Raw genomic sequence first — 4,662 nt, forward strand, 5'->3', positions numbered from 1 at the left:
CGCCGGCAATACATATTCATAGTAACAAACGAGGGAGGATGCAGGATTCCCCGGCAGGGCGAAAAATAGCTTTTGTTCCTTTTTAGCAAACAACATTGGTTTCCCGGGTTTCTGTCGCACTTTATAAAAGACTGTCTCCGCGCCGACTGCCTCCATTGCTCTGCCAACAAAGTCATAATCACCGACAGATATCCCTCCGGATGCCAGCACTATGTCGTTTTTTTCCACAAGTATCTGTAACTCCGCAATCGTCGCGTCGAGGTTGTCAGCGGCGTAACGGATTTCAACCTCCCCGAGACCCTCCTGCTCCAAAGCAGCCGCAATCATTCCCGAATTTGACTCAAATATCTTTCCCGGTTCCATTTTGCTGCCGGGCTGCAGCAGCTCGTCTCCCGTGATCAGAAATCCTACTTTGGGTTTGGGATAGACAGCAATTTCTTGAATACTAAAACCTTGTAGAAAACCAATACCACCGGGCGAAAGATAAGTACCGGCAGTTAGTGCCACTGATCCGGCCATAATCTGCTGTCCTACCTTACGCACATTCTTTCCTTCCGGGACAGGAAATTCGTTGATCAGTACCTCCCCATTTTCCAGCTTTGTATGCTCCTGCATTACAACCGCGCTGGCACCTTCGGGCACTTGCGCGCCTGTGAAAATCCGCATTGCTGTGCCGGGTTGAAGCTTTTCAAGGTTCGACTGACCTGCTTTTGACTCACCTGCCACTTTCAGAATTGTTTGCGACGAAGTAATATCCGAATGCAGAATGGCGTACCCGTCCATGGAAGATTGCGTGAAAGATGGCAGGGAAAGTGGCGCTATGATGTTTTCGGCCAATACATAGCCTGTCGATTCGCTGAGCTTCCGGGGTACTGCGGGCAACAATGCCGCGTTTGCAATAATGAGTTGTTTGGCCTCGTTGACTGTTACCATTTCTTGAAAAATGAAGGTATGCGAAGATCGAAAATACAATTTTTAAACTGCTGCAACCCGTACAAATTGTGTACAAATTGTCCAGAAATCAGTCGACTTAGCAGCAAAATACCAATGTGTTAAATCATAAATATTAGACAAGTAACTGATTTACAGTATATATAAGTCCATTACAATTTTCTTCTTCTTACAAAAATTATATCTGGCATAGAAATTTACGTTTTGCGAACCCGGGCATTTACCAACGAAAATTGCAGTAGAAGCGGGTTAATCAGCAATTTCAAACAGAATCTGATGAGTATGCCAAATTCGAAAGTATTGGTTTAATGCTATTTAGCAATAAGCAAAATTGCTGTAAATCAATCATTTAATCAGTTTTGAAATATTTATTATTCTAAAACCGTTATCTTTGCACCCCGGCTTATGGCCTTGTAATATGTTTCACAAAAATGAAAATGCATGATTAAACTTATCTTTATGGCCTTCTCAATCGCAATACTGGGCAATGAACCCGTGAGCGAGGTGGAGGTGGAAAAGAAGGAGCTGAAAGAAACAACTATTATAGATTCAGATCTTCTTGCTATTGACTTCTGTGGCGAAGCCGTTCCATTATCAGAGCTTCGAATCGCCGAGCGATATCAAAACATGATCAGAAATTACGACAATCCCGCCTTTCGTAAGCTGATGACAAAGACCCAAAAAAGAATGAGCATTATTGAGCCTATTCTTAAAAAGTACGGAGTACCAGCCGATTTTCAATATCTGCCTCTTATAGAGAGCGCCATGAGTAACCAGGTTACTTCCCACCGGGGCGCGGCAGGCTATTGGCAGTTGATGCCCTCAACGGCCAAATACCTTGGACTGGTAGTGAATAAACACAGAGACGATCGCAACCACCTCGTTAAATCGACACATGCTGCAGGCAAATACCTGCGCGAGCTGCATCGCCAGCTGGGTTCCTGGACACTAGTAGCAGCTGCATACAATGCAGGGCCGACGCATATCCAGAACAGAATGGATTCCCAGAATAAAGATGATTTCTTCAAGTTGCGCTTAAACTCTGAAACTGCACGGTACATTTACAAGATACTGGCGGTTAAAGAATGGTTTTCCAATCCGGAAAGAAGCCGCGAATGGGGAAGCGGAGATGTGCTCACCCGCCTGACAGACTTCAAACTGGAACAGAAAAAGGCCGGAACAGAGCTGGCTAAGGCTGCTGCCGACTCCTGAGCCGCAACTTTATTTATGATAATAATGCAAGGAAAAGGACTCATTCTCCTTTTCTTTGTGTTTTATAGCAGCAGCGAAATGCTGCGTGAAAGCAAAAGACTTTTATCAATTATTACGCTCTTTAACATGACAAAAGCTGAAATGGTCACTGACAAAGGCACCATGCTGATCGAATTTTACGATGAGGATGCACCGGGAACAGTGAAAAACTTTGTTGACCTTTCTAAAAAAGGTTTTTATGACGGATTGATCTTCCACCGTGTAATCCCGGATTTCATGATCCAGGGTGGTGACCCTACAGGCACAGGCCGCGGAGGTCCTGGCTATAAAATCAAATGTGAACTGAATGGCGGTAATCAGTACCACGATCGTGGCGTACTTTCAATGGCGCACGCTGGCCGTGATACCGGAGGCTCTCAGTTCTTCATCTGCCACAGCCGCAAGAACACGGCGCATCTGGACGGTAACCATACCTGCTTCGGCAAAGTGGTGGAAGGTGTTGAAACAGTTGACCTGATCCGTCAGGGCGACAAGATCCAGAAGATTACGATTATTGAAGAGCAGGAAGCTTAATCCTGTTTGCATTACAACAAAAAAAGGCTTGGTCACCCAAGCCTTTTTTTGTTGAATAGCTGATCTTACCAGAAATGCGCATAAAGGAAAGTGATCATCCCGATTACGATTACAGCGCCAATGACAAAGCTGCGGTGCGGGATGAACATCGACGAATCGATTTCCAATCCTTTTTTCTCGTTGGGCATAACCAGTCCTAATATTACCATTACCACAACACAGATCAGGAACACGATTCCCATACGGTCAAGGAACGGAACCTGCGTCCAGTCGGCGAATGGGAAGTAGTTGTTGTGCATCGCAAGCGCAATCAGGAATCCACCCACAATCGCGAACAATGCGCCCGCAGAGTTGGTACGCTTCCAGAAGAAGCCCATAATAAAGGATGCAAAAATACCCGGCGAAAGCAGCCCCGTCATTTCCTGAATAAACTGAAAACCGCCCTTTTTATCGATGCCCATGTAAGGAGAAACAACAATTGCCAGCAGCATTGCCACTACCACGACGATCCGGCCAATACGAACCAGCGTTTTCTCCGAGGCATTTTTACCAATGTAGTTTTTGAAAATATCGAGTGTAAAAATTGTCGAAATACTGTTTGCTTTTCCAGCCAGTGAAGCTACTACCGCAGCAGTAAGTGCTGCAAATGAAAGTCCTTTCAAACCGGCAGGCAGCAGGTTCAATAGTACGGGATAGGCTTTATCTGCATTGATCACGCCATCATCGCCCAACATTTCGGCCTGAAACATGCCGCGGCTGTACAATGAATAAGCGGCGATACCTGGCAGAACCACGATCACCGGCATTAACAATTTCAGAAATGCGGCGAAAAGGATACCATTCCGCGCTGTTTTCAGGTCAGCTCCCAATGCGCGTTGCGTAATGTATTGATTACAGCCCCAGTAATTCAGGTTCACAATCCACATACCGCCGAGTAGTACAGTCAAGCCGGGTAGCTGCATGTAAAAAGGACTGCTTTTCGGGAAAATCATGTGAAAATGATCGTCGTGATTTTCACGCATTAATTTGAAACCAGCCGCAATTCCCTCCATTCCTTCATTGCTTGAAACCAGGTTGACAGCCAGATAAGTAGTAGCTAAACCGCCGATTACCAGGAAGAACACCTGAATTACATCTGTAAAACCAATCACCTTCATCCCGCCGATTGTAATAATAATTGCGAAAACAGCGAGTGCGATCATACAAAACTGGAAATCCAGACCGGAAATACCCGAAACAGCCAGCGCACCGAGGTACAGAATGGAAGTAAGGTTAACCAGGATATACAATGCCAGCCAGAAAACGGCCATGATTAAACTTACAGTCGGGTTGTACCGCTCGTTGAGAAACTGCGGCATTGTGTAAATTTTGTTCTTTAAATAAATGGGCATAAAAAAAACAGCGACTATAATTAAAGTTGCTGCTGCCATCCATTCGTAAGTAGAAATCCCGAGTCCCATTGAAAACCCGTTTCCGGACATTCCAATGAATTGTTCGGCTGAAATGTTCGATGCAATCAGCGACGCACCGATTGCCCACCAGGTAAGCGACCCTTCGGCCAGAAAGAAATCCTTGGTGGACTCTGTTTTTGACCTTTTCCGCTGATAAATCCAATAACCGTAACCGGAGACAACTATGAAATAAAAGAAGAAAACGATGTAATCTAGGGTCTGTAATTCCTGCATTGCAAAGTATAAAAAGGATGAATGATGAGGTTTGTCAGTTTAAAACGAAAGGTACATTATTTTCGGAAAATTGTACAAAACCTAAGTAGCGAAAGATCGCCGCGAGGCTATAAAAAATGTGCCTTACAATATGAATACAAGCTTTTTTCAACAAAATATTACTCTGATATTTTCTCCTGATCTGAATATCTCAGTGGATTCGAGGGTAACTTCCTATAATATTCTTTTAGCCGCGCCTGCT

The 4,662-nt window shown here is 44.7% G+C and carries 4 protein-coding genes; 2 read left to right on the forward strand and 2 right to left on the reverse strand.

From position 1 onward, the window contains the following. Positions 1-933, reverse strand: a 933-nt coding sequence (locus ACTIE6_RS04405) for a molybdopterin molybdotransferase MoeA (protein ID WP_439555472.1), incomplete at its 3' end; no start/stop codon positions are given. A gap of 477 nt (positions 934-1,410) precedes the next feature. Here ACTIE6_RS04405 and ACTIE6_RS04410 point away from each other — a divergent pair. Then, the gene (locus ACTIE6_RS04410) at positions 1,411-2,163 is read left to right on the forward strand and encodes a lytic transglycosylase domain-containing protein (RefSeq protein ID WP_439555473.1); all 753 of its coding nucleotides are present in this window, start codon (positions 1,411-1,413) and stop codon (positions 2,161-2,163) included. A gap of 126 nt (positions 2,164-2,289) precedes the next feature. Then, positions 2,290-2,736 carry a peptidylprolyl isomerase gene (locus ACTIE6_RS04415; RefSeq protein ID WP_031530590.1) on the forward strand — a complete coding sequence of 149 codons (447 nt, stop codon included), beginning with the start codon at positions 2,290-2,292 and terminating at the stop codon, positions 2,734-2,736. 65 nt (positions 2,737-2,801) lie between these two features. On the opposite strand, the gene ACTIE6_RS04420 is transcribed toward ACTIE6_RS04415, so the two are convergent. Beyond that, positions 2,802-4,421 carry a sodium:solute symporter family transporter gene (locus ACTIE6_RS04420; RefSeq protein ID WP_439555474.1) on the reverse strand — a complete coding sequence of 540 codons (1,620 nt, stop codon included), beginning with the start codon at positions 4,419-4,421 and terminating at the stop codon, positions 2,802-2,804. Between the last annotated feature and the right edge of the window lie 241 nt (positions 4,422-4,662).

Source organism: Dyadobacter sp. (assembly GCF_051859145.1).
Classification (GTDB): domain Bacteria; phylum Bacteroidota; class Bacteroidia; order Cytophagales; family Spirosomataceae; genus Dyadobacter.